This is a genomic window from Paenibacillus sp. FSL W8-0426 (genome assembly GCF_037969725.1).
In the GTDB taxonomy this organism is placed as follows: Bacteria; Bacillota; Bacilli; order Paenibacillales; family Paenibacillaceae; genus Paenibacillus; species Paenibacillus hubeiensis.
Genome location: NZ_CP150203.1, coordinates 6,405,447 through 6,431,002 on the forward strand (window position 1 = coordinate 6,405,447; position 25,556 = coordinate 6,431,002).

The 25,556-nt window shown below is 55.7% G+C and carries 16 protein-coding genes; 2 read left to right on the forward strand and 14 right to left on the reverse strand.

Annotated features, from left to right (window positions below; translation table 11 throughout):
* Positions 1–54 precede the first annotated feature (54 nt).
* The 10 genes from MKY59_RS28990 to MKY59_RS29035 form a co-directional block, all read right to left on the reverse strand.
* Positions 55–534 carry a glutathione peroxidase gene (locus tag MKY59_RS28990; protein WP_236413720.1) on the reverse strand — a complete coding sequence of 160 codons (480 nt, stop codon included), beginning with the start codon at positions 532–534 and terminating at the stop codon, positions 55–57.
* 142 nt (positions 535–676) lie between these two features.
* The gene (locus MKY59_RS28995) at positions 677–1,504 is read right to left on the reverse strand and encodes a ferric iron reductase (protein ID WP_339275026.1); all 828 of its coding nucleotides are present in this window, start codon (positions 1,502–1,504) and stop codon (positions 677–679) included.
* Between the two features lie 212 nt (positions 1,505–1,716).
* Positions 1,717–2,598: an ABC transporter ATP-binding protein gene (locus MKY59_RS29000; RefSeq protein WP_339275028.1), complete on the reverse strand. Its 882-nt coding sequence runs from the start codon at positions 2,596–2,598 to the stop codon at positions 1,717–1,719.
* Positions 2,599–3,075: 477 nt separating this feature from the next.
* Positions 3,076–6,303, reverse strand: coding sequence for a hypothetical protein (locus MKY59_RS29005; protein ID WP_339275030.1), 3,228 nt, complete (start codon positions 6,301–6,303; stop codon positions 3,076–3,078).
* Complete coding sequence (locus MKY59_RS29010) at positions 6,300–7,559, reverse strand: hypothetical protein (protein ID WP_236413133.1); 1,260 nt, start codon at positions 7,557–7,559, stop codon at positions 6,300–6,302. Before MKY59_RS29010 ends, MKY59_RS29005 begins: the two co-directional genes overlap by 4 nt.
* 162 nt (positions 7,560–7,721) lie before the next feature.
* Positions 7,722–8,369, reverse strand: coding sequence for a beta-mannanase (locus tag MKY59_RS29015; RefSeq protein WP_339275032.1), 648 nt, complete (start codon positions 8,367–8,369; stop codon positions 7,722–7,724).
* Positions 8,370–8,390: 21 nt separating this feature from the next.
* A complete protein-coding gene (locus MKY59_RS29020) occupies positions 8,391–9,674 on the reverse strand; it encodes a vWA domain-containing protein (protein ID WP_339275034.1) in 1,284 nt (427 codons plus the stop codon).
* A 139-nt stretch (positions 9,675–9,813) separates the two neighbouring features.
* Complete coding sequence (locus MKY59_RS29025) at positions 9,814–12,297, reverse strand: transcription initiation factor TFIID (protein WP_339275035.1); 2,484 nt, start codon at positions 12,295–12,297, stop codon at positions 9,814–9,816.
* A 1-nt stretch (position 12,298) separates the two neighbouring features.
* On the reverse strand, positions 12,299–15,688 hold the full coding sequence (locus MKY59_RS29030; RefSeq protein ID WP_339275037.1) for a tubulin-like doman-containing protein: 3,390 nt from the start codon (positions 15,686–15,688) through the stop codon (positions 12,299–12,301).
* A 52-nt stretch (positions 15,689–15,740) separates the two neighbouring features.
* Positions 15,741–17,537 (reverse strand): vWA domain-containing protein, encoded by a 1,797-nt coding sequence (locus MKY59_RS29035; RefSeq protein WP_339275038.1) that lies wholly within the window; start codon positions 17,535–17,537, stop codon positions 15,741–15,743.
* Positions 17,538–17,806: 269 nt separating this feature from the next.
* On the opposite strand from MKY59_RS29035, the gene MKY59_RS29040 reads away from it, so the two are divergent.
* Together MKY59_RS29040 and MKY59_RS29045 are read left to right on the forward strand one after the other, a co-directional pair.
* Positions 17,807–17,950 carry a hypothetical protein gene (locus MKY59_RS29040; protein WP_236413145.1) on the forward strand — a complete coding sequence of 48 codons (144 nt, stop codon included), beginning with the start codon at positions 17,807–17,809 and terminating at the stop codon, positions 17,948–17,950.
* A 2-nt stretch (positions 17,951–17,952) separates the two neighbouring features.
* Positions 17,953–18,885 carry a hypothetical protein gene (locus MKY59_RS29045; protein WP_339275039.1) on the forward strand — a complete coding sequence of 311 codons (933 nt, stop codon included), beginning with the start codon at positions 17,953–17,955 and terminating at the stop codon, positions 18,883–18,885.
* 887 nt (positions 18,886–19,772) lie between these two features.
* On the opposite strand, the gene MKY59_RS29050 is transcribed toward MKY59_RS29045, so the two are convergent.
* The 4 genes from MKY59_RS29050 to MKY59_RS29065 form a co-directional block, all read right to left on the reverse strand.
* Entirely contained in the window at positions 19,773–21,308 is a 1,536-nt protein-coding gene (locus MKY59_RS29050) for a DEAD/DEAH box helicase (RefSeq protein ID WP_339275041.1), read from the reverse strand.
* A 167-nt stretch (positions 21,309–21,475) separates the two neighbouring features.
* A complete protein-coding gene (locus MKY59_RS29055) occupies positions 21,476–22,921 on the reverse strand; it encodes a SulP family inorganic anion transporter (RefSeq protein ID WP_339275043.1) in 1,446 nt (481 codons plus the stop codon).
* A 542-nt stretch (positions 22,922–23,463) separates the two neighbouring features.
* Positions 23,464–25,134 carry an AarF/ABC1/UbiB kinase family protein gene (locus tag MKY59_RS29060; RefSeq protein WP_339275044.1) on the reverse strand — a complete coding sequence of 557 codons (1,671 nt, stop codon included), beginning with the start codon at positions 25,132–25,134 and terminating at the stop codon, positions 23,464–23,466.
* Positions 25,135–25,506 carry a phasin family protein gene (locus MKY59_RS29065; protein WP_236413155.1) on the reverse strand — a complete coding sequence of 124 codons (372 nt, stop codon included), beginning with the start codon at positions 25,504–25,506 and terminating at the stop codon, positions 25,135–25,137. It lies immediately after the preceding gene.
* Positions 25,507–25,556: the final 50 nt, after the last annotated feature.

The window sequence follows — 25,556 nt, forward strand, 5'->3', positions numbered from 1 at the left end:
CTGTCACCGGAGACTTCCGGGGACAGGTTTTTGCGTAATATTCAGGTTTAACCCTTAACCGAGCAATTGCTCAATTTCGGCCGTCATCGCCTCAGGCGATTCCTTCGGCTCGTAACGTGCCACCACTTCACCGCTTCGGTTCACGAGAAACTTCGTGAAATTCCACTGGATTTCATTGCTCTCTCCCTCACCCGGCTGCTGCTCGCGAAGATATTGGAACAACGGGTCGGCGCCTTCACCGTTCACTTCCACCTTGGCGAATACCGGGAAATTCACGCCGTAGTTCAGCTGGCAGAACGATGCTGCCTCCTCGCTGCTCCCCGGTTCTTGGCCACCGAACTGATTGCAGGGAAACCCGAGCACGACAAGGCCCTGATCGCGGTAACGATCATATAGCTTTTGCAATTCGCCGTATTGCGGCGTCAGCCCGCATTGGCTGGCCGTGTTGGCGATGAGCAGCACTTTGCCTTTATATTGATCGAGCGACACGTCTTGATTGGCGGTAGTTACCGCTTTGTACGAATATACGGACATGACCGATTCCTCCCATGCTTTTGTAGGTTTCAAAGGCTGTGCCTCCCGCAAGGTTCACGAACGATGCGCTGGCGATACAGCCGATATTTCCATTATAAACCTGTCCCTGCCCAATACCAAATCTGCGAAAACGGTACCCTTATTACTTATTCGCCGCGAGGATCGCTTCGTAACGTTCCTGCCGCTCCGCCTTGCTCAGCTTCGGACAGGTGTAGCAATAATCCTGTCCGTCATAGACGACATGATGCAAACAGCAGGCGGGCTTCATCAGCAGGGTCTGCCCGGGCTGGTAGGGATTCGCAACCTCCACCGGCTTGAAGGACAGGAGGTTTCTTTTCAGCCCCAACACGTCCGGAGGCATGCTGATCACATGCTCGTATCCTTTGATGACCGCTTCGCGTTCCGCCTGTTCAATGGGCATCTGCTGCACTGCCGTTGTGAACCATCTCAGAATGCCCGCCAGCTGCGACCACATTTGGCCCGGTTTGGCCCCTCCGGCTGCTGCCACTCCTTCAATCATCGGACGCAGCTGCTCGCCGTAGTATGCCGTAAGCACCTCGTTTCGCCATGAGGAGTGGGCACATGCTCGATTCCGGGGTTCATCTCCCTCGGCTGCCTGTTGAACATGCGGACGCTCTGTCGCATCCCTAAGGAGGAAACTTGCTGCCACACGGTCGTTCTTCACTTCAAGCTGCAATTCGATATTGTCCAGCGAAATGTCGAGCCGCGCATCGCATACGGCTGTCATGTAGTGGATCCCAAGCACAAGCCCCCGCAGCGAATGCGTGAAATAAACGGCCGCCGAACGCAGCGAGTCGGCACGAAGGTGTTTGTTGAACTCGGCCAGCATTTGCCTGGCTTGAACAGGATCTTTCAACGCGGCCAGGGGCATGCTCCAGACTGGCTGCTCCAACGATGTCACTGCAATTCGGCCATACTGCTGCAGCCAATCGTAATTGATCGCTCCCATGATCGAAAACCCTCCCATACGAAATTATGTATCGCTGTAGATCCAGAATTAACAAGTTACTTGTTTCAAACGTACATATCCGACATACCCTGATGCCAGCTCTCTAGAAATGTACGCTGGCGAACCCTAATCCTGCATAACGCGAAAATGAGCCGTGTGCATGCAGCACAACGGCCCTTATTATGATTCGCCCATTACAGGCGTTGAAATGTCTAACTTCCCGCAGCGGTGCGAATGCGCTGTTCCGTTCTTCCTGCTACATGCAGCATCGATTCATTCGCAACCGGCTGTTCGGATACTTGTTGGCGTGCTCCGGCAAGCGCGTACGGCAAGCACAACGGAACGCCCGAGCGCGGGTCTATAACGATATCTGCTTCAATGTTGAACACTTCGCGCAGCACGTCGGGGTTCATGACTTCAACAGGCGAGCCTGTAGCCACCGCTTTGCCTTTCTTGATGCCAATCATGTGATGGGCATAACGGGAGGCATGGTTCAGATCATGTACGACCATGACGATGGTACGATTGGCGGTCGTATTCAGCATCTCCAGCAATTGAAGCACCTCCAGCTGGTGGGCCATATCAAGGAATGTCGTCGGTTCGTCAAGGAACAGGATATCCGTTTCCTGAGCAAGAGCCATCGCAATCCATGCACGTTGGCGCTGTCCTCCGGACAACTGATCGATCGGGCGATCATGAAATTCGTTCATGCCCGTCACTTCGATGGCCCATTCGATCATGCGCTTGTCCTCGGGACGCATCGATCCGAAACCTTTTTGATACGGGAAGCGGCCATAAGAAACAAGCTCGGTTACGGTCAGCCCTTCCGGTGCAGTAGGGTTTTGCGGCAAGATCGCAAGCTGTTTGGCTACCTCGCGCGTAGATTGCTTATGAATGGACTTTCCGTCGAGCAGCACCTGTCCGCCCTTTGGATTCATGATGCGTGCCATCGTTTTCAGGATTGTCGATTTCCCCGAGCCGTTGGCTCCGACAAGGGCCGTGATCTGGCCTTGGGGGATTTGAATATTCAGGTCCTCAACAATCAGTCTTTCTTCATAAGCGATATCCAGCTTGGACGTCTCCAGACGAAACATGCGATCATCCCTCTCTCATTTATCCGGGTATGTACTTCCGGTTATGGCAACAATAACGTATTGGTTGTATGAAAAGATTACCGACTCAGCAAGTTCAAAAAGTTCCTATATCTAAAGATACTGATAATCATTATCATTTGTCAACACCATTTCGCAAATTCATTGGGTATGGAATGCAGTATTTTGCAAGATGGACATATTTCGAAAGGAAATACATCTCATTGGAAGACCGTATTTCAGTAAATCGCACAAAAGATGCCTGCTGATGAATGCTGCTGTGCCAGCTTCCCAAGACCGTACCGCGCCGGATACATCTCCAATCAGATCGCTGCAACGACATTATATATGCTCTTCAGGCCATTACGAATTCATGGAATTTCGGCCAAACCTACGAAAAAAAGGCGAGAGTCCATACACTGGCTTCTCTCACCCTTGTTTTGTTGATATGCTTTTCCCTGAAATGGGTCTGTTACCGAGCTACAACTTGGGTTCAGGGATCAGGTTAATCACAAGCGCGCCGCTTTGCACGCTGGCAATGTTCGCTGCCTCGATTCCCTCGGGAATGCGCACCTTCTGGCCGAACGGATAAAGCCGATCCATGTCCGCTTCCGTCAGGTTCTCCAAAGAGGGGGCACTCGATCCCGTTGAACCGTCTATTGCCGACTGCTGATCTGACGTGCCATTCGTTGAACCTGTGCCAGCACTCGTTCCGTTTTCTCCAGCCTGTCCGTCTGTCCCACGCGACGATGCGTCAGGAGACTGGGTTGAGGACGAATCGGGCGATGAGGCACCATTCTCTTCTCCTTGACTCAGATCTGGTGCAGAGCTCTCACTCTGTACACCGCTGCCTTCATTGGTCGATCCTTCGGAACTGTCATGGGTATCGTCATTCCCGGATGGGTCAACTGAAGAACCAGCCGCACCGTCGCCTGCAGTTGAACCCTCTGGCTGCCCTTTCGTGGTTAGGCTCTCCCACGCTCCGGCAGCATCAAGTTCCTCTACGCTGCCATCCTTCATGTTCAACTCCAGCGAATCGGACTGCAGCGTATCCCCGCCTGTCTCCGTGCGGAAACGGATTACCAATTGCGACGAGGCTTCCGCACTCCCGCCGGAGCCGCCCGGAATAACATAGGCCACCTGCTCGGGCAGCTGCACTTCCGGCTCGCTCGTAACATCGGGCTCCTGCACGGACGGCGGAGAAGCCGCCGGCGCTTCCGAATCTTTGCCCATCCATGCCAAGGCTGCTCCCGCAATGCCGGCAACCAGAATGACGATGAACGATGCCAAGAACAGGTTCTTTCTCTTGCCTGTCAGTATGCGAACCAGCGGGGAGGCGAGCTCCGATTTGGCCCGGTCATACGTCGGTTTCATGGTCCTGTCTGCCCTTGCATAATACGGCTTGAAGGCAGATTTCGATTTGAAGGCATCCCGATCATGGGTTTTGAAATAATCCACGACCGCATCCGAGTAGGCCTTGGCTGCTTGCTGCCCTCGCATGAAGAGCCGCTGGCGTCCCGACCATTCCATGAATTGGTATAACACGTCCTTGCTGCCGACATGGCTGCGGACGAAATCCAGCAGTCCGGCATAGTCCAGCCTGCTCCCGTTGCCTCCCCGATAAAAGGCAAGGGGCAGCGCCTCAAAAGACTTGCTTCCCGGCTGCTGCCGCATTTCGGCGGCCAACCAGCCGCGCGTCCAACGCTGCATTTCGTTCCGCTCCGCCAAAGAGAGGGACTCCAGCCTCGCCTCGTCCTGATCCTCTCCGCTTAGCCAAGCTCTCGCAGCCAGCATGACATTGATGCGGGCCGTTACGTCGGCTCCCTGTCTCGCAGCCCAATCCCGCACTTCGTTCTCGTGCAGCAGAATATCAATGCTCAGCAGCTGCTCCCTGGCGACCCGGCCCAAATCGAGATCCTGAATGAGGAAAAGATTAATGACATAAGCCAGCTTATCTGCCAACCGGGTCAATTGCTCCTGATAATCGGGCGGCGCTGCTCGTTCGGACAAGCTGCCCCGACTTGCAAATCCTTGGGTCCGCGCCTCGGATTGACCGATTTTGGCGGTGATGGCTGAACCGGCTGCGGCCTTTGGCATGCGGTCCAGCAAACTGACCTGCTTCAGCGCTTCATTTGCAGCCTCGACCGGATCAGGTGCCGAAAACAGACGCTCACGCAGTTCCTCGGCAGTCCGCTCCAGCAAGAAGCCGTCGTGAACGGCTGCAGGGTGCTCTGTTACCCAGCGCTGGAAGACCTTTGTAGTATCTGCAGCCGTCTCGGCCCGTTTCAACTGTTGTTCCAAATAGGGCTCGAACAACAGCTTCGATAGCGACGGATTACCCAGCACCTTCCCGAAAAAAGCCATATGCAGACCCGGTTCACGATCCAGCAAGGCATATAGCTCTTGGACGGCGCGCATACGTTTGCGCCCACGGGCGTTGTTGATGCCGTATACGAAATAGTCGACGATGCGCGACTGGACCGCTTGAGAAGCAATGCTGAAATATTCGCCGATCCGCGCAGCGACCGCTTCCTCGGGAACCTGTTCCCGTTTGACGCCGTCCAGCTCGCGGCCGAGAAGCGCCAGAAACAGTTCATTGAGCCGCGCACGCTGCAGCGTCCCGCCTTCAGGTTTCAGATACGTGAGCAACCCGCCCAGCACGCCGCTCTTGTTATCCAGCACATCCAGGGAATCGATGCCCTGTTCAAGCCGGTAAAATTGCGCTAATTCGCCATAAGCCTCAATCGACAGCTCGCGGCCAGGCTCCATGTTGGCGAGCATTTCGTCCGCGAACGTATAAAAGCCTTCCGCGGCTGCTCTCCCTTCCGGCTGGAGCAATGACCAAGCATAGGTCATGTACGGCAGTTGGGCTGTCGACAGGTCGGCATGGGTCACCCTGCCGGACATCAAATCGAACGTAAAGTCCTTCTCCGTATTGCGATCCTTCGGACGAAGCGTGCCCCGTTCCACGAACTGCAGATGGATGCCTTTCTTCGCCTGTGGTTCCTTCGCGTACGTCATGAATCCCAGCTGCCTGCGGTAAGCATACGGCAAAGCAGCATACAGCAAACGCAGCAGCTTCCGGGCGCCGTCCGTTATCTCTTCGGCAGGCAAATCCAGTGCTACGTATACTTTGCGGCGCGTCGCCACCGCCTGCATGACGGCGTACAGCATACGCTTGAACAGCGCTTCGCTCATCTTCAGCGACTCCAGAACCGCTTCAGGAGACGGAGAGCCCTCTTCGGCAGACAATGATGGGGCTGCAGGCAAAGCGTCCAGCGAAGGCAATATTGTGCCTTGCTCGATGTCATATGACGTGGCGAAGGCAGTGTCCAGCCAACCGCCCTGTTTCATCTGCTGCTCCGCGCGGACGGCAGGCAGGACATAGTTATGGGCAAAAAAAGCGCTGCGCAGGCCGGTAAAATCGGCAGCCTGGTAGACGTTCTGCCCGAGGAGCGTCTCACCGTTCTCTAGGCGGACCAGGTGGATGGACGGCGGAAACTTGCTGCCGTCCTTCTCTCCCCGGCCCGTCAGTTCAGCGGGAGCGTCGTAGACGCAGTAAGGATGAAGCACTTTTTTGATGTAAGCAGGGTCCAATCCCGGCGATGCCGCAACCGTATCGAATCCTTCCGTGGTGCGAAACACCCCTCTCCGCTCCCTCGTGTACATCTGCTGTTCGATCGGCGGGGTTTGGGAAGAAGGCATCATTCCACTCTCCCCTCAATATACTTCAGCTTGTACAACAGCCACAGGAACGGCTCGTCCACGCGGATCGGACTGACGACGCCCTGCAGTTTCATGTTGACCGGATTGCTGCCCAATGCGGAAACGGCGAAATAGGCCGTATTTTTGAAATACACGTCCATCGTGCCTTTGAACGGCCGGTCCACCTTCTCCACGAAGCGGCGGATCTCTCCGTCGATGTTCTCGAACTCGGTCAGGTTGAAATAGTCGCGGTGCACCATGTTGCGGAACACGTTGCTGTTCGATTTGATATAATCGCCATCCTCGTCCTTGAGGGAATGCAGCATATCGCTTTTGGTCAACACGACGGCCGTCGGGATATCGGTTTTGGCCTTGTCCTGGTACGCGATGAAATCGCCGAACAGCGTCAGCACCACGTCGCGCGGCTCGTCGTATCTTGGCGTCCATTCGCCCGGCTCGTTGCCGAGATTAATGCGGATCTTGTCCCGGATGGAACGAATCTGAAGCGGATCTACCATGAACAGGATGCCAGCGGAATTTTTGATGTGCTGCCCGTGCAAACCGAGATAGTCCTGCTCCACCATGCCTTCGCCGGCCACGTCGAAGAATACCAGCGTCAGCGGAGCCTTGTCCTCGTCCTTGAAGACGAATTGGAAAATGAACGGCTCCTGCAGCTTCTCCTTCTGCGTCGAATCAAGCAGGTCCCCGCGTTCAAACAACGGCTCTTCGTAGTCGGCGCGGAACCTGCGGCTGATCTCCGCATTCAGCGGCATGCACGCGGCATCGAAATGGTCTGCCGTGTAGTGCTGGAGCGTATGGATCAGTGACGTCATGTAGACCGACTTGCCGACCTGCGACGCGCCGATAATGGAAATAATGTTGCTTGGCGCTTTGCCTGCCGTCACCGGCAGCTCATTGTGACACTGCGGGCATAGCCTGCGTCTCGTTACCACGCCGTAACGATCATTCAAGCCCATGATGATGTTATCCGAGTAAATGCGATGCTCTTCCGGCACGTCATGGGGGGCCAATACGGCCTCCATTTCGAATACGGTATCCAATCCAAAACGTTCGCGGTAGCGATTCAGCTTGGCGTCTTCCCCAAGCGCATAATCTTCATCGTCGTCGCGATGATGCGCGGCCCGGAACACGACCTCTTCCGGCGAAAATTTGCTGAAGCAATACGGACAGACGATATCGTAAAACAACGGACGTTCCTCCGGCTGCTGCCTTTTCAAAAACCGGCTAAAAAAACTCATAGTCTCTCCCCCTTCCCTGATCAGCGCAAAAAGATGATGCCTATTGCTTGAAACGTCAAAATGGTAAAAATTCATTCCGATGTATATAAGTTCGGCCGAAAGTGCTGATTACATCAACCTCGAATGCGTCCCAAACCGCTCTCTTCTTCGAAACATGCAATGCTAATCGGATATAAGCCGGTACACCGCACCGTACTTCGGACCGTCCGTAAAAAACAAGCGGACGTAATCGTCCTTGGCCACCTCGACGGCCGGCAATTCGGTTCGTCCCGGCGCAAAGTCGCTGAGGAACGGGTACACCGTCCCGTCCTCCTTGTTCAACGGCACGCCGCCTGGCTTTCGCACATAGCAGAGCGCCTCCTTCGGCACGGGGACCTCGGCCGTAACGGTCATCCACACGCTTTTCCGTTTCTGGAACAAGCCTTTTTTATATCGGATCGAAAAGCGGATATCCGCCTTGCGGCTGCTTGCGAGCACGGTATTGTCTCCATCCTGCTGACGGAGCAGCACCGGGCCGTCCTCGTCCATGCCGCAGGCATGGACCGTGTAGCGAATAGCGCCGAACCCCGTGATCCGATCCACGTATCCGTTGCTTGCTTTATATTCCTCTCTTGTGTACAGCTTGAGCTTACCCTGCGTCGTTTCACCCCCGACATGGTCTTTGCTGACCAGCTCCAGCTCCGATCTTTCAACATACACGGCTTCGATGCCTTCCGGCCACAACCAGCGAAGCGTGCAATGGTCTTCGTCCATCGCAAGGGTCAACTTGCGAATGGCCGGTCCCGATGCGTCCGTATCCATAACTCGCATGATCCGATGACCTCCCGATGTTTAAAATCCCTTGCTGCGCGTATCTCGCGGTCTTTGCGCGAAGCCCTCTGCGGCGTTGCTTCGCCCGCCGCCGTCCGAACGGCCGCGCTTCTTGCGCACCGTGTTCTCCCTGACCGGAATGATCCAGGTAAACAAGGTGAGTACGCCGGACAGGATGAGCAGCGCTGCAAAACGCGTAAGCGGATCGCCAATGGCCGAACCGTCGATGCCCCATTCCAGCAGCAGGCCGGCAAGCAGGCCGGACACGGCCCCGCCAATCCCGAAATTCATGGCCAGGTGGCGGTTATCGAACACAAGCCCGAGCGAAACGCCCAGCGCTGCCCCGATCAGCAGCAATGCCGCCACGCGGAAAATGGCCAAATACGTGCTATGCTGCATCATGCCCGTTCGCTCTGTTACCAGCGTCCGTTCGTCGATCGTATCGTAGATCTGCTGGAATGCCAGCTGCAATCCGCCCGCATCTGGAACATCGTAGTACAAGCCGCCAGTCTGCTGAGCGATGCTCCTCAGAAGATCGGTCCCTGACGGGTCGACCAGGCTCAGTCCGACCGTATTCACGGCAATCTGCTCCTGCACGTAGTCCGCCAGAACGCCTGACTGATTTACTTCGCTGAAACCGTCGGACAACAGGATGGCTACCGTTCCCCGGCTTGGGTCCTGCTTGCTGCGCACTTGCTCCATCGCCTCGGTTAACGCCGCCTCGAAGTTGGTCCCGCCCGAGGTGGTCACGATGCCATCGATCTTGTCGTACACTTCGTTTTTGGCGGCTTCGCTATCCATCTGAATGAAAGGCTGCAGTAACTGAGGCTCGTCGTCGAACGTGATGACGGCAACCTGTTTGTCGCTGTCCATCTGCGCAATCAACGTTTTCGCCGCTTCGAAACGCCCGTTGTTCGGGTCCGTGTCCGACATGCTGCCCGAGTTGTCGATCATCAGCACGATATCCTTGACCTGCTTGGCCCCGCCCGGATTGATCTGGTACAGCAATTGCAGTACCAGGCCGACGACGAACAACAGTGCCAGCGTAGCCGGAACAAGCAATTTCCAGGACAGGCTCATGTATCTCAGTTTCCACGATGCTCCGTTCAGCCTTGGCGAGATCATCTCGGCCAGCAGGCAGAACAGCCCTACGCTGAGCGCCAGTACGCCAAAGTACAGACCCATCAGCAGCAGGCGGGGCATCTCCCCAAGCCACTCGTGAAGCATGAGTTCCCCTGCCGCAAATCCGACAGCCCCGCCAATGAGGCTGAACAGAACCAGGAGAAGATTGATTTTTCGCTGCATGTTCACATGCATCCTTTCCGATACCGGCCCTGAGGACCGGAAAATTGACGATGGCCGCTTGAACCGGCTGTGTGCATGTTTCCGCGCGATCCGTTCTGCTCACCATCGATGACGGCTTCGGACAGGCAAGCCGAAGGCTTCAATGAAGAGGCTCCAACTTATCGGCCAAACCGTCCGGATGAAGCTCGTACCCGTTTGCTGCATAGGAATCGTAGTAGACCCTCGCATTGCGGTAGACCATCAGGTCCTCCAAATGAAATCCGCCCATCAGGTTCAGCTTTTCCACGCCGCTGCTGCGTTCTTCATACACCACGCCCAGCTTGTAAATGCGGGACGTTTCTTCGGCATGAGCCGCGTAGTCCATAAAGGCGCTGTTCGAATCACCGAAGAAATACTTCTCTTCGTACCGATGCTCCTGCGTGTAATCGAACACGCGCACCCGGATCACGGCCTGATCCTCCAGCGTGCGATACAACTTGAGGAACAAGTCGTCGCGGGTCAGCACGTTTTTGTCCCCGTAGGCAATCGTGACGTTGGCCCGCTGCAGCAGCTCCTCTTCGAACGGCATGCGCAAAGGCTCTGCCGAAAGCAGCAGCGTACGGGATACCGCCATCAGCCGCTCCAAAACCGCTTCATTGCCTTCCGCAGCAAGTTTGTTCATGTCGCCCATATAGCGATCTTCAAACCAAATGTCCCGCCCCCGGCTTGCTTCCAGCTCGGCGACGAGGGCTTCCGTTACTTTGCCGTAGTATTCCATAACGTTCTGGCCGATGTAATCGTCGGCCGCGGCTGCACTTTCCTCGGCTGCATCCCGCAGCCCTGCTTCCAGCTGCGCCAGTCGTTCCGTCACGCTGCGGCTGAACGCATGCAGCTGCTCCATCTCCGCGTCGTACATCCGCAAAAGCTGCAGCTCGCTTTCCAGCCGCAGAAGCTCGATCTTGGGAAGATACACCTTCTCCAGCAAGCAATCGATCAGATTGCGGACATTCTGCTTGTCGCGGAAAAGAGCCCGTTTGAACGGCTGATCTTCGACGCGCTCCTGTTGTCGCTGTTCCAGCAAGGCTCTGGCCGCATCCAATTGCAGCGACTTGTCCCGGATCAGCGCCAGCAGCGCTTCGCGAACGCTGCCTTCGCCGCTTCCGCTCCAGGACGCCCACTGGAAGTACCCGATGTCCGGATGTTCGGACCGGGACGCTTCGGCCTGGCGAAGCAGGGAGCCTTCCTTGCCCCGCTGCCGCACCCGTTCCTCGGCGGGCCTCGCCACGTTTTCCCGGAAGTACGCCTCCGCTCCCTGACCATAAAGCGCCTTTTCCGCCTCGCGGAGGGAGAGCGGCTTCAGGTCCGAGAAACCGACATTATGGGTCATGATGCCGCTCATGCCTTCGATCAGGTCTTCCCCCGGCAGCATACCGAGCGTTTTGCGTTCCAGCGCCGCCGCATCCGCGCCGAAGAAAGCCAGCTTTTCCTTCATGCTCCAATCCGGCTCCTGCCGCATACGGCCGAGCAGATAGCGGTACAAGTGATACAGCACCGCTAAAGCAATCGGTTTATTCGGCCGCCGCACTTCGGCGAAACCCGCGCTCGCATAGCCGTGGCGGGCGGTCGCGGTGCGGATGTTGTTTTTGAAAGACGTGTTATTGTAAGCATTCTTTCCGCCAGGGTTGTCTGCATCCTGCTTCCGGTTTTTCAACAGGCAGATGCGGCAGATCATCTCTGCGTTGTCGATCCACCCGCCCGGCACGCCGGTGCCGCGCTCGTTTTTGTCCGACAAGACATACACCAGGTCAAATAACGGCGAAGCGGGATGAACGACAGGGATCGATATGCCGTCCTCCGTGACCAGAAGGTTGCCGCTGTACGCAAATTCGGACGACTGCATGTAATCCAGTTCACGCAAAAAGGCGAGGCTTGCCGCGCTGGCGTAGCCGTAGGATTCGACCTGTTCCATTTCGCTCACCAGCACGTGCAGATCGGTCTGCACGGACTTGAACGACTGGCCCAGAATCGTCTCCGTCAGCTTCACCAACTCGGGCAGCAGCACGTTCAGCGGGTCGTCCGCCCGCGTAATGACCGTCACGTAGATCCGATCGAACGAAGAGTACAGCCTGCCGAACTCGGCAATCCGGTTGCTAACCTTTCGCAGCGTCCGGTTAAGCCCGGCGAGCGCCCCGTTCGATGCATGGAACGCGCGATGCACATCCCGGCGCAGCGTTTTGGAGGATTGCCCGGTATTCACGTTCAAAGGCAGAGCATAACGGATGACCTGGCCATCCTCGAAGACTTCGGACTTGCCCAACTCTCCGAAACCAGCACCACCGGCACCATACCGCTCATGGGCCCCATATACCCCAGGTTCATGTTCCTCTTGCTTGCCGCCAGCATCCGTCCCGCCCTGATGGTCTGTACCGACCTGCAAATACGCAACGCCGTCGCCGTTGTCCCATTTGACGCGATTGATGGCTCTCACCGCAGGCAACGCAGGCGAAACGGAATCGCCCACGAACAGGAACAGGGCCGGGTAATGAATGCTGCTGCGGCCATCGGCCAGACTGCCCTGCCGCTCCTGCTCCGCTGCATATGAAGCAGCGAATTGTTCAAGCTTGCGTTTGATCACGGCCGCCATCTTACTTCAGCCTTCTGCGGATGTCGTTCAGCTTGGCCGACATCGTTCTGTAGAATTGGTAGAGTTCCTCCCCGTTGGCCAGCTCCACCCGCTCGTACTCGAGCTGATCGCGGGCTTCCATATACAATGTGGCCAGATCGTCCAACTTCGCAAGCAATGGGGCGATGTCTTCGGACGCGGTCAATTCGTTGTCGCGGCGGGACGCTTTGCGCAGCAGCGTGTTCCGGTCCTTCTCCGACAAGGCGCGGAAGTTGCCGAACACCTCGTATTCCGCATAGTTGCGGCTCTTCATCAGGTTGGCGAACGGCTCCCACGCGTCTTCCTCGGGATCGCGGTCGTACACGTACAGCGCGCCTTTTTTGACGATCGTATCCGTGTAGAGCGCCTCGATGAAGCGGTCATACCACTGTTCCTCGTCCTGATGCTGGGAAAGGATGCTTTCCAGTTCGGCGACTTTGGCCGAGATGGCCTCCATCTTCGCCAGCTCTTCGCGCACGCGAACAATGAGCTGCGGCGAGCGGACCAGGTTTTCTTTGGCCATCTCTTCGTTGATGCTGCCGAAAATGTCCTTCGTGCCAACGCGCGGCAATCCTTCTGCAAGCAGGCGCTTCAGGTCGGTCGAAGCCCGCTTTACCTCGCCCAGATTTGGCGCAGAGGACGTCAAACGCATGTCATAACCGGCCAGCTTCGCATTCAAGTCGAACGGTTCTGTGGTCACCACGGCATAGCGGCTGCTGGTGTTCTCATCTTGCGTTTTGGCCGTGATGATCCGGTACCCAAGCGCTTGGTCGAATTCGGCGCGAACGCGGGCGTTGTACTGTTTAACGCGGGCATTCTCATACACATCGCCCCATGATTTCTCCGGAATCGGCGATGGCAGGTAGGTCCAGTTGTTTTTCTCGGTCTGCACCAGATGGCGACCGATTCCCTCTTTGTCCAGAATCGTGCGCTCGTAGCTCTCTTCGTAAACTTTCAGCGGGGTATAGACGAAGAGCGGTACCCCGTTCCGGGTGTTGAGCCAGAAAATCCGGTTGCGCACCTCGCTCTCCTTGACGGTAAAGTGGGATTTGCCGACCGCGTTGTTCTGATAGTTGCGGATCCCTTTGAGAATACCGGGCGCCTGCGCAGGCACCGACACGAAGCCCCAGGATGGGAAATGCAGGCTGCCCGTGCTGTTGCTCAGATTGAATACCGGCACGGCCTCATCATCCAGCTTGCCTGCGATGTGGCGTTCCACAAACTTCTCGACCGACTCGTCCTTGCCGTATTTGATGACCAGGAAGTCTTCCATGGAACGGGTGATCAGGTCGCCGAATTTCTCGGTCAGGAAGTCGGAGATGGAGCTGACGATGTCGATTTCGTTCTCCTGCACCCACTGGCTTGAATTGTCCAGCAGCTCGCGCGAGAAGTCGCGGATCAGGTCATCGGTATCGCGCTTGTCCAGCATGCTGTCCACGAGGCTCACGATATCCGGCACGCTAACAACGTTCCAATAATACGTTTTGTTGCCTTTGTGGTCGATCTGTTCCTCGCCGCGCGTGAGAATATCGCCGTTCTTGGCAAAGATCGAACTGAGGGCATTGAGCGTTTCGGTGAACACGTTGTAAATGCGGGAGTTCTCGCGGTTCAGCAATTCGTACAGATCTTCGTAGAATTCGATCAACTGATCGTTGCGCTCCACATCGGCGTGCAGCCAGTACTCATGGATTTTTGCTTCGATATACGCATTCTTTTTCTTTTCTTTCGATACAAAAGCGCTCTTGGCGTCACCCAGCTTCTCTTCGCATTGCTCCTGCGCCGCCTCGATATCGCGCGGGATGCGGAAGGCATTCTCGCGCAGCGTTTCGATGTAGGACTGGATCATCTTCAGCACGCAGAAGCCTTTCTCGGTATAGATCAGGCGGGATACATAGAAAGGCCCCTGTTCCGGATGCAAAAACATGCGGCGGATCTGGTCGGTAAATTGTCCCACGATTTCGCCGGGCAGCTGCTTCTTCGCTTTGATGTATTCCTCGCGTGCACGCGACAGGAAGTTCTGCTCCAGCTCGGTGTCCATGTTGACCACCTGATGTTTGATTACATTGTTATAGGACAGGCGCTCGCTGTTCTGATACCCCGGCAGCGGTTCGGGCACGCGCGATTCAAATGCTTTAACGACGCTTTCGAGATCGATGCCCAGCTTGCGGGCAAACTTCTCGGTATCCTCCTGGTTCGGAGCCTTCGAGAACATGGTGCTCATTTTATCGAACATGCGATAGGCCAGATACGTCGTCATCTCTTCGATCGGCAATACGGCCGAAGAAGCGCCGATGATGTTGTAATCGTAGTTGGCCGGGTACACTTTGTTCATCTGCGCGATGTTGGTGCGAATGTTGCTGATATAGTCATGGATCGCGAATTCTTCCCCAGACTGTTTCTCCTCGCTCGCCATGAAGTTGGTGATGTTCTCTGCGGTCACGTTCATGCAGTAGTCGTACGCGTTTTCCAGCAGCTTGCCCTCCGTGTTCGTAGCCGAGATCAGATGGCATAGATTAAAAGGCGGAAGCGGCGAATTGACCGTCAAAATGTTGCCGTACTTTTGCGTGAACCGCTCGCCGCGGCTGTCCACGTTCATCCAGTAATCCAGTTCCTTCAGCGCAGCGTAGCCGTTCTTGCGGATATACTCTCTCGTATGTTCGCTGAGGCTTTTGTTGGACAGGTTCACGTCAGGGGTGAACAGGTAACCGAGCGTATTGACGCGGTCGATGCCCGCCGAACCGTGGTCGCGCTCGATGATGCCGCGCACGATGTAGGAGATGTCCAGAAAACATCCGCTGCCCGTTCCGCCAGACAGCCCTGTCAGCAGAAACACCATCAGCTTTTTGTTCGTGCCCACGGACAACGTTTTGATTTTTTTGTCGATCGCCTGCACGACCTGGTTGATCTTGGTGAACAGCAGCAGCCGGCCGGCCTGGCGAACGCCTGCGGCCCCGTTCATGCCGTCCGTAATGCTGAGCTCCGGCGACAGCCAGTCCGTAATGTACGGCTCCAGCACGCTGCGGTTCTGCAGCAATCCGCCGATCTCGGCATTGGACAGCAGCACGAATTCGTTGATCGGGTCCAGCCCGATTCCTTTGTACCGTTTGGCGCGGTCCTGCTCGTTCGTTTCAAAAGCCAAAAATTCAACATTGGCCGGCTTTTCCATTTTCTTTTTGGATACCGGGTCCTGCGGCAGCTTGAACCTGCGGTTAATCTGATATTTCAAACGCAGCAGCGCATCGATTCCCGTACCGCCAAGACCGATGATCAGAATCGGGTTGTCGATCGTATCGACCCTGATCTTTTCGCTGACGATTCCCCCGCCAAGCGATACGTCCAATTGCTGGATATGCTCTCTCACGATTGGTTTCATTTCATGTCCTCCCTATGCATGGGCATCATGGATGCCGGATGATGGATGATGATCACACCAAATATTCGATCAAAATCGTTTTGTCCGCCTGTTGCAGCGGGATGCTCAGCCGGTCGCCGTTCTTCAGTTCAACGCCTGAGCTTGCATCGACGGCGCGTCCGGATTTCTCCAGCGTGCCTCCTGCCGTGTTGCGCAAAATGATGCGGTCCCCGTTGCCAGGGGTGAATATATATTTCTCCGTTTCTTTCAATTCGGGGTCGAGCTGCAGCAGTTGATGCAGGTGGAACCGCCCCCGGAAAGTCATCAGCTTTTTGTATTGCGGGTAAGATTTGTCCCCGGTGTTCTCATCGCGGATCTCGATGACCATCTGGCCGACGAAGCCGCGGTTTTTGCGTTTCAGCCAGCCCATCAGGAACCAGCCCCCGACCGCAACGGCGATCAGCGCCAATGCACCGATGATAACGGGTATCCATGGAAAAGGCTTGTCTGTTTCGGGACTCGAAGTCGTCGGCTGTTTTCCGCCGCTTGCGCCCGTTCCCCCGGCATTGACGACGATCGGGGCGCTCTCCCTGTAGAAGCTGTCTTCTTCGGCACGGATCACCAGCTCATAATTATGGTTGTCCGGCACTTCGAATGTCCCGGCGAACCCGCTGCCCGTGTTTTCGAGCGGCTGCTCCGCCGTTTTGCCCGTATTCGTATCCTTGACGACCAACGTCGCCGTCATGTCGGCATAAAGATCGTTGTCCTGCAACGGCTGTCCGCCGTTTTCCAATCTAGCAGCCAATTCGACGGTGTCGCCCTTGGCATAGGACTTGGTCTTAATCGGGTCCGCGACGAGCTGCAGATCGTAGTTGAACAGCAGGTTGATGTCGATGCTGTCCTTCGGCGCGCCTTTGACGCGCAGCTTCCAGTCCCCTTCCTGCGGTTTGAGCAGTTTCAACAAAGAATAACTTTTCGACGTGGACAACTTGGCCTCATCCGAATTCAAATCCACGGCTTTGCCCGAAGGATCGGCCAATTGAATTTCGACAGGCTTGGACGACATGATGGAAACGTTGGCCTCCAGCACGCTGTCATTCGGGACGTTTACGGTAACATCCTGATAACTGCCGTTTCCCGTCACCGATGGCAGCTTGACCACGTTCAGCTTGGCATGGTCCGCAAAAATTTCGCTTAAAATCTGCGGCAGATCATCCGGCGTATCGGTAATGAACGACTTGCCTCCGGTCTGCTTGGCCAAATCGGCGAGAGCTGCCCGGTTGAGCTTGCCGTCGGCATTCAGTCCGATCGTGTAAACCGGAATGCCTTTGTTCTGCGCTTCCTTAACGGCAGCGGCCAGGTCGGCATCCGACTGCGACTGCGTGCGGCTGCCGGATTTATTGAAATCGTTGTTGCCATCGGCCAGCAATACGATCATCGGAGAGTGACTCGCATCCGCGCCATGTTCCAAAATGTTGACGGCTTCGCTCATGCCGACGGAAATATCCGTGTAAGGCCCTCGCCCCAGCTGGTCGATGAACGTTTTCAGGCTGTCTTTGTCCGCATCGGACTGAATTTCAAGCAAGGCTTTCTCCCGCTCGATCTGATCCGTATATGCAACAATTCCTACCTTGTCTCCCTGAGCCGGGAGCATATCGATAAACATTTTCATGGCTTCATTGCTGATTTTGTCGCGATCGCTCGTATTCATCGAGTTGCTTACGTCGGCTACAAGCACCGCGTCGATTCCGCTCGTCTGCGCCTGGGCAGCGGCCGCTTGGGGCAGCAGTGCCTGAGGCAGCAGCAGCGTGATGATGACCAGCAGGGCAACTGCTCCGCCGAGCCAACGCATTTTGCTTTTCTGCACCATGGGTGTACTCCTTCACGTTTGAGATTGAAATGGGAATAGTTTATTATAGGCCTCAAGCCTTAAGGAAATCTTAACAGCATGCTAATAAATTCTGAAAAGCCCCCCTATACTGAGTTACAATTTTGTCATGATTGGCAAAAATCGACAAGAACAAGCACCTGTTTCGGGAAGTAAAGCCCAACTATGGAAATATGATATAGTTATTCCCGTCGGTTCGCAATGATTGCTGTGCTTGTTATAATCACATCAAACCTTGAAAGGGACGGATTATGGTTACATACGTATGCCTCGCCATATTGTTTCTTTTTGTCCTGATCCGCTGGGTCAAGCTGTTGGTGCATCGCCGCAAACCGGTGACCCGCGAGGATTCGGACCGCACTCTTTATACTATTTTGAACGGTGAGCGTGATTGAGCATGGGTACCAAACAAGTGGTTTCGATCAGACCTTTTATACGAACGACGTATGCCTTTGAAAAGTTGCGGATATGCAAGCGCTGCGGGACGTATACCTGCCTCTGGGAAAACGAATGCTCCTCCTGCGGACGCAGCGCACTCGTATCCGTACAGCAGCGGGCCGCTTCCAAAGTAAAACGCCGCATCGCTCGCGACATCGTGCTGACAACGCTGCTCGGCGGCGCCGCCGTTTATTTGGGCGAATCGTTGGATCAATCGATGCTCGCAGCCTCGGTAACGCTGCTGCTGCTCGGCTTGCTCGCTTTTATGCATAAACGCTCGTTCCTTACGGAGCAATTGCGCCAAATGAAACGAACGCTGCAGGAGGATCGTGAAGCGATCCGCCAAGGCATCAACCGCAATTGGGCGCTCGTGGCCGAAGCGCGCAAGGAGGACGAAGTCCTCGCATACGAAATGCTGCGCGAGATCGGCTCGCTCGTCTACAATGACCGCATTCGCCTGCAGCAGGTGGCGCTCCTGCAATCGTTCGTGCTGCGCAGCGACATGGACCTGCAGCTGCGGCCGCTGCTGCTCGGCAGCTTCGAGCGCCTGCTCGCCGAATACATCGGCGAGATTGCCAGGCTGAAGCCGGAGCTGATCCGGGAAGACGCCATTCGTTATGTCGCGAACTACGAGGTCCAAATTTTGCAGCTGCACAACGGCATCCAAATATTGACCGCCGTCGTTGCCGCCGCCGTGCGCAAAAGCAAATACATCGAGCTGTTCCCAAGCCTCATTACCCGCTATGCCCGCTTCATTCCCAAGGATCGGTTCATGAGGCTGTACCAAACTCTCGAACGTTATCCCGGGAAAGCGCGCGGGGGCTTGGCCGAGTCTGTAGCCCGGGTCTATAACGAGAGATACCGTGAGCAGCCTGTCGATGCCTGGAGCTGATGGACTGATGGAGGCGCGACTGAGAGATAAGGGAATGAGAGATTGCTAGAATGCGACAAATAAAGTACTAGTAATTCTCCCTTGAGGCTCCCTAACATGATACAACCTTATATAGACGATGAAATGAATGTCTGCCCCTGCAACTGAGGCCGGAGACATCGTTTTCGTTTTGTGCGACTCAATTCATTTGGTTGTCAGCCTGCCATTTGTTAGCTGATTAAGCCATCCAAAAAGGCGTTCCTGGTCATGAGATGACCGAGAACGCCTTTTTTTTCGTTTGATGCGGCATGGTTACATGCTGTTTATGCGAATGAGGGATAAGGATATAACAACGTTTGTTTGCCATATTATCCGCGGGAAGGCCGCGAGCGCCTCACTTGCCATTGCTTCTAACATAACTCTACTTATACTTTGCGACATATACTTTGCGCTCCACCCATCTTACTTTGGCCTCTGCGCTTGCTAGCCGCAACTATACTGATTCCGCACACCGCCTACATGAGAAGTTCTAACGAACATCGGACGCGTTATTGGGCCTCTTTTGAGTCCAGGGAAATTGTTACGAACTTCAGGCACGCTATTTGGCCTCCAAAGGCTCGTGCACCTACTTTTTCGATCAAATAACGTGGCTCATGTTCGTTAGAATTTGATGACCACGATTTAGGGCGATATAAGGCGTGTGAGGTTCGTTAGCGCGCGTGAACGCGAAAAACCGCAGCCCGGAAAGAGAGACCTCTCTACTCTTCCGGAATACGGTCTATATTCGTGCACGGTATATATCTGCGAACTGTTACCAGTTCGAGGCTTGTTCACGTGCTCTTCTGTAATTATGCCAGTAGGCTGGCATGACGTCTCCCTGTGTCCTGCGTCTTGGCGGAACCGGAGCTTTAACGCCCCCGGCGTCCCCCGCTACGACCGCCACGCGAGTCGCCGCGGGAGCCTTGGCCCGCACCGCGGCCGCTGCCACCGCGAGCATCACTGCGCCCTGCACCGCCGCGGCTATCGCTGCTGCGGCCGCCGCCATTGCGACCGCCGGAGCGGCCATCGCCACGGCCGCCTTGGCCCTGGCTCGCGCCACCGCCGCCGCTGCGCGCAGACCCGCGGCTTCCGCCACGCTCGTCGCGACGGCCGCCGCTGCGCCCGCTCTCGCCGCGGGAGCCGCGTCCGCGACCGCCTTCGGCACGGTCGCCCCGGCCCGAGCCGCGACGCGCGCTGCCCGTCCCGGCAGAACGTCCGCCTGAGCGCTCTTCCTCGCCCAGGCTGTGAACCGTGCGTCTCGCCGCGCCGGTGGACTCGACAGGCCCTTCGCTGGTCCAGATGATCCGGGACAGCTTCTGGCCGATGCCTTGCTCGATCCGGGCAAGCTCCGGCTTGTCGTGCTGCGCCGCAAACGTCACGGCAAGGCCTTTGCCGCCCGCGCGTCCCGTACGGCCGATGCGGTGGATGTAACTCTCCGCATCATGCGGAATGTCGTAGTTGAAGACGTGGGTCACGCCTTCAACGTCCAAGCCGCGCGCTGCCACGTCGGTCGCGACCAGCAGCTGCAGCTTCGCGTCGCGGAACGCTTTCATGACGTTCTCGCGCTTCGCTTGCGACAGGTCGCCATGCAGCTCGTCGCTCATGTACCCTGCCTCGCGCAGCTCGGCGTTCAGCTTCGACGCGCGGCGCTTCGTGCGGCAGAAAATGATCGCCAAATACGGGCGATACGTATCGATCATGCCGCGAAGCGCGTTCAGTTTGCCCCGATCCGTGCATTCCAGCACCTGCTGGCGAATCTGCTTGATCGGGATGACGGACTGGGACGATACCTTGACGTCCACAGGGTCCTTCATGTAGTTTTTGCCCAAATGGCGAACGCCTTTCGGCATCGTGGCCGAAAACAGCATCGTTTGGCGTTTGTACGGCAGCGCTTTGATCAGTGTTTCCACTTCGTCCAGGAAGCCCATGTGCAGCATTTGGTCGGCCTCGTCCAGCACCAGCTTGCGCACGTTGTCCAGCTTCAGCGTGCCGCGGCGCAAGTGATCCAGCAGCCGCCCCGGCGTGCCGATCACGATCTGCGTGCCGTTCTCCAGTTTGCGCAGCTGTTTCTCCACATCCTGTCCGCCATATACGGCAAGCACATGAAGTTTATCGTCATTGGCGGTAAGCTTCTTCGCTTCCTCCGTAATTTGCAGCGCAAGCTCACGCGTCGGCGCGATGATCAGTGCCTGCGGCGAGCGGTCCGATACGTTGATTTTCTGAATAATCGGCAGCAGGAAAGCCAGCGTTTTGCCCGTGCCCGTCTGCGCCTCGGCAATGATATCGTTTCCGCCCAGCAATACCGGAATGGAGCGTTCCTGTACCGGCGTCGGCACGGTGATTCCCTGATGCTTCAGAATCTCGCACCATTCGGGCCTGATGCCCAGTTGTTCAAAATTAGCCAATCGTTACACCTCTGTCAGTTCATTTAGATTAAAAGCAATTTAGTCCGTCTGCTCTTCTCATCCATACCGTGTAGTTTACACGTTTGTCCAGCAAAACAAAAGGGTACCGCGCACTGGCGGCACCCTTTGCACTTATTTTACCATTCCACGTCGCGTGGATGGATATACTAATGGCCCTGAGAAAGAGCGAATCCGCTCTTTTCGAGCAAACGGCTGCTTTCCTCGTTCAGCCCGCGCAAATGCACGGTTTTGCCCAGCTTGGCGTATTTGAACTTCACCTTGCCAATCGCCACGACGGCCGTGTTATCCCAAATGTGAGAACCGCTGAAATCGATCGTGATTTCATCCGGGTCAGCCTCGGCATTGAATTCATCCACGAACCGGGAGGAAGAACCGAAGAAAAACGGCCCATGCACGCGGTACACCTTGCGTCCTTGCTCTTCGCTCGATTGCACCCGAATCTTGGCTTGCTTCCAGCCGAAATGCAGCACGCTGAGCACAACGCCGACGAGCACACCGATCGACAAGTCGCTGGTAATGACTACGATCACCACGGTCACGACCATAACGAAGGCCTCTGCCCGCGGCACGCGGCCGATGTTTTTGAGCGAGCTCCAATCGAACGTGCCGATGCACACCATAAACATGACGCCGACCAGTGCGCCGATCGGCACCTGCTTCACGACATCGCTGAGCAAGAGCAGCAAAATCGCCAGAAATGCACCTGCGGTAAAGGTCGACAATCGGCCGCGGCCGCCGGATTTCACGTTGATGACGGACTGGCCGATCATCGCGCATCCGCCCATGCCGCCAAAGAAACCATTCACGAAATTGGCGATCCCTTGGCCGCGAACCTCGCGGTTTTTGCTGCTGCGCGTCTCGGTCATTTCATCCACGATCGTCGCGGTCAGCAGCGATTCCAACAGACCAACAAGTGCCATCGTAAAGGAATACGGCAGCAGAATCATCAGTGTGTTGAAGGACCACTCAATGTTCGGCAGATGGAACATCGGCAACGTGCTTGTCAGATTGCCCATCTGTCCGACCGTTTTGACATCCAGATGAAAGACGAACGTGATGATCGTCATCACGATAATGGCAACGAGCGGCGCAGGAGCAGCCTTGAAAAAGCGCGGCAAAATGTAAATGATCGCCAGCGTGCCCGCTACCATTGCGTACATGATCCAGTTTGCACCCGTAAAATGCGTCAGCTGTGCCATGAAAATCAAAATCGCCAAGGCGTTCACGAATCCGGTCAATACCGAATGGGGCACAAACGTGATGAAACGCCCTACTTTGAAAATGCCCAAAATAAACTGGATGATGCCCGTCAGAATCGTTGCGGCAAACAAATACTCCACGCCGTAATCCTTGACGAGCCCAACCATCAGCACGGCCATCGCTCCGGTCGCCGCAGAGATCATGCCCGGTCTGCCGCCCGCAATCGAGATGACGATCGCGATCGTAATCGAAGCATACAGCCCCACCATCGGGTCCACGCCCGCGATAATGGAGAAGGCAATGGCTTCCGGAATAAGCGCCAGCGCCACCGTAATGCCTGCGAGCACATCGCCGCGGATGTTGCCAAACCACTGTTGTTTTAACGTATTCATATGTCTAGTGCCGCTCCTCCTAATCCAACAAACCTTAATTCGTCTCTAGCCAAATGTGGCGGAACGGCGCACTCCGCTTCCAATCGGACGGCATGCCGAAACGAAACTACGGATTTGATCCGTAACCTAGCTTCTGACTGGACCTTGTAAAATTATGCATGCAAAATAACGGATGCACGCCCTTGCCCGCCATCGTGTTCATTGATTCGAATTTCCGTTTCCGTGTGCGTCCATGACTTATTCCGCGATCGGCTTAGACGTTGCTGCTTAAAACATGAACGGTCATCGCCCGTTCTGGCTTTCCCCTCTCAGAAAAACCGGGTCCGTTGTGTACTGACCTACTATTATAGAGAATAAGTTAAAGATGCACGAACGTTGATACAGGGCTTTAATCGCTTGTATTCATCCATTATCTTTTATTTTCACGCCAAATCCTTTGATTATCTCTTGATTTATTGAGCATAAATAGGGAACACAAATAACCCCTACTGCTTGCGTAAGGGTTATTTGCCGTAAATATAATGATCGCTTCCGCAGAATGCTCAGAACCTGCCTGACTTGAATATCGAATAGAGTAGAAACGCCACCATGAGAATCGCGACCAGAAATCCGATCTCGATCACAGGAATGTCCCATAACATCGTGGATTGGTGACTGATGGAAGAACCGATGATCAATCCGACCATAATGATGCAAAAGGCCAACAACACAATGCTGAACGATAGACGGTTGCTGATCTGGTCCAGCCTGCGAAGCAGCGTTTCCAGTTCAGGGACGCTGACTTCCAGGCGCAGCTTGCCCTTGCTGATGATGGATGAGAGCTGTCGCAGCTGCCCCGGCAATCCCATGACGCTTTCCGCCATGTCGGCCGCGCTGCGGAACAGCCTGTTTTTGATTTTCCCCGGGTTAAAACGATCCTTGAGCAGCTTGCGGCCAAAAGGCTCGGCCATGTCCACGATGCTCACGGTAGGGTCGAGATGTTCGATTACGCCTTCCAGCGTCAGCAGTGACTTGCCCATCAGAAGGATGTCCGGCGGCATAATGATCCTGTGACGCTGAGCAACGCCGAACAGATCATTCAATGCTTGACCTACGCTGATTTTCGAAAAAGAAATATCGTAATATTTGGCCCGCAGTTTGTCCAAATCGTTGTGGAGCCCACGCTCGTCGATATCATCCGGCATCATGCCCAGCTTCTCGATGGCCCGGATCATGGCCTCGGTATCCTTGCGCATGAGCCCAATGACCAGCGATGCCAGATGCTTCCTCATTTCCTCGCTCAGGCTGCCCACCATGCCGAAGTCAATGAAGGCGATACGCCCATCCTTAAGCACCATCAAGTTCCCCGGATGTGGATCGGCATGAAAAAAACCGTGCAGAAATATTTGGTTCAAGATCGCATCAACCAACCGCTGTGCGATATCCTTCACGTCATACCCGCGTTTCGCCAGCTCATCGGGGTCGTTCAGCTTGATGCCCTCAATATACTCCATCGTCAGGATGCGAGATGACGTTTGATCCCAATAAATTTCCGGAATCTTCGCCTGGCCGTCCCCTTCATACTGCAGCGCGATCTTTTCCGTATTGCGGCCTTCCACCGTGTAGTCCAGCTCGGCCAGCAAGGCCGCAGCGTACTCCTCGACCATTTGCGGAATTTGATACTGTCGGACCCAGTCCCACCGCTTCTCGGCCATGGCCGTCAACTCGCGCAGAATGTCCAGGTCTCGCTGCACGATGCGCGCAATGCCGGGCCGCTGGACCTTGATAGCCACGGCTTCCCCGCTCCGCAGCCTGCCCAAATGCACCTGACCGATGCTGGCCGCTGCTACGGGAGTATCCTCGAACCGGGAAAAGATCTCCTCGAGCGGCATATCCAATTCCTGTTCCAAAATCCCCCGCGCCGTGTCCGAAGAAAACGGCGGCACCTGATCCTGCAGTTTCACCAATTCCCGGATCACCGGATCGGGCAGCAAATCCGCCCGCGTGCTTGCCAGCTGCCCCAGTTTCACGAAAGCCGGTCCCAATTCCTGCAGCACCAGCCGAATCCGCTCGCTCAACGTTTTGCTTGCATGCTCCTCACGGGACATCCAACGCCGGGGCAGGGCCAGCAGCTGGAAAAGTCCCAGCTCCTCCACCATATACCCGAAGCCATGGCGCACCAGCGCCATGGCGATTTCGCGGTATCTGCCGACATGTTTGATGCGCACGGCCATCTACTCGTTCTCTTTAAGAGGAGGGACTTCGAGCGGCGCAGGTGCGGCAACCGGTTCAGCTTGCGGGGAGTGACCCAGTTTGGCCAGCTTGGCTTCAAGTGCTTCAATGCGTTGTTCCAGCCGAGCCACTTCGCCTTTGGTCGGCACGCCGACGTCCACAAGCGCACGCTGGACCTGTTCGTTGATCCATTTCTTGATCTGGCCTTGCTCTTCATTGCCGCGTTCCATCAACTTGTCGACCAAGTCCCTGGATTCTCCGGGCGCAAGCTTGCCCCGTTTGACCAGGTCGTCCACGGTTTTTTCGATTTTTTCCTTGCTTACAACGGTAAGACCGAGCCCTAACGAAATTGCCTTTTTGAACAAATCGCTCATTCCTGTCATCCTCCTCTTTGTTGATTTCTATATTATACCCCTAATGGACG

Excerpts from the sequence above, each read along its gene's own strand:
- MKY59_RS29045 (WP_339275039.1), top strand. The coding sequence starts at position 17,953 with ATGGGTACCAAACAAGTGGTTTCGATCAGACCTTTTATACGAACGACG.
- MKY59_RS29005 (WP_339275030.1), bottom strand. The coding sequence starts at position 6,303 with ATGATGCCTTCTTCCCAAACCCCGCCGATCGAACAGCAGATGTACACG.
- MKY59_RS29020 (WP_339275034.1), bottom strand. The coding sequence starts at position 9,674 with ATGCAGCGAAAAATCAATCTTCTCCTGGTTCTGTTCAGCCTCATTGGC.
- MKY59_RS29015 (WP_339275032.1), bottom strand. The coding sequence starts at position 8,369 with ATGCGAGTTATGGATACGGACGCATCGGGACCGGCCATTCGCAAGTTG.
- MKY59_RS29040 (WP_236413145.1), top strand. The coding sequence starts at position 17,807 with ATGGTTACATACGTATGCCTCGCCATATTGTTTCTTTTTGTCCTGATC.
- MKY59_RS29065 (WP_236413155.1), bottom strand. The coding sequence starts at position 25,506 with ATGAGCGATTTGTTCAAAAAGGCAATTTCGTTAGGGCTCGGTCTTACC.
- MKY59_RS29030 (WP_339275037.1), bottom strand. The coding sequence starts at position 15,688 with ATGAAACCAATCGTGAGAGAGCATATCCAGCAATTGGACGTATCGCTT.
- MKY59_RS29000 (WP_339275028.1), bottom strand. The coding sequence starts at position 2,598 with ATGTTTCGTCTGGAGACGTCCAAGCTGGATATCGCTTATGAAGAAAGA.
- MKY59_RS28995 (WP_339275026.1), bottom strand. The coding sequence starts at position 1,504 with ATGGGAGCGATCAATTACGATTGGCTGCAGCAGTATGGCCGAATTGCA.
- MKY59_RS29010 (WP_236413133.1), bottom strand. The coding sequence starts at position 7,559 with ATGAGTTTTTTTAGCCGGTTTTTGAAAAGGCAGCAGCCGGAGGAACGT.
- MKY59_RS28990 (WP_236413720.1), bottom strand. The coding sequence starts at position 534 with ATGTCCGTATATTCGTACAAAGCGGTAACTACCGCCAATCAAGACGTG.
- MKY59_RS29060 (WP_339275044.1), bottom strand. The coding sequence starts at position 25,134 with ATGGCCGTGCGCATCAAACATGTCGGCAGATACCGCGAAATCGCCATG.
- MKY59_RS29025 (WP_339275035.1), bottom strand. The coding sequence starts at position 12,297 with ATGGCGGCCGTGATCAAACGCAAGCTTGAACAATTCGCTGCTTCATAT.
- MKY59_RS29035 (WP_339275038.1), bottom strand. The coding sequence starts at position 17,537 with ATGGTGCAGAAAAGCAAAATGCGTTGGCTCGGCGGAGCAGTTGCCCTG.
- MKY59_RS29055 (WP_339275043.1), bottom strand. The coding sequence starts at position 22,921 with ATGAATACGTTAAAACAACAGTGGTTTGGCAACATCCGCGGCGATGTG.